Genomic DNA, 308 nt, shown 5'->3' with positions numbered 1-308 from the left:
GATGGATCGCGTCTTCATCAATCCGCCGGATACGCCCGCTATGGCAGTAATCCACGCCGTCATCGACGCCCAGCGGCTGGGCAATAATAAAATTGCCACTAACGACGTTGATATGCGCGCCCTGCAGCGGCGTGTTATTGAGACTCATCGACAGGCGAGCAGTAATATCCAGTTGCAATGTTCCTGCAGCCTGCTTCACCAGTTCCAGTGTTTTGGCGTCGGTCACACGTATGTTCTTGTGATATAGCGGTTCGTGGTGATGCGCAGCCAGATTTGCGTCGATCTGCGGACGTGCGCCATAGACTACC

At 54.5% G+C, this 308-nt stretch carries 1 protein-coding gene; it reads right to left on the bottom strand.

What is annotated here, in order from left to right; translation table 11 throughout:
* Positions 1 to 308, bottom strand: a 308-nt coding sequence (locus FN960_RS23805; RefSeq protein WP_221936842.1) for an amino acid kinase family protein, incomplete at both ends; no start/stop codon positions are given.

Origin of the sequence: Alkalicoccobacillus porphyridii (assembly GCF_007293315.1) — a bacterium.
GTDB lineage: Bacteria > Bacillota > Bacilli > Bacillales > Bacillaceae_D > Alkalicoccobacillus > Alkalicoccobacillus porphyridii.
This window is presented reverse-complemented; position numbering and strand designations above follow the sequence as displayed.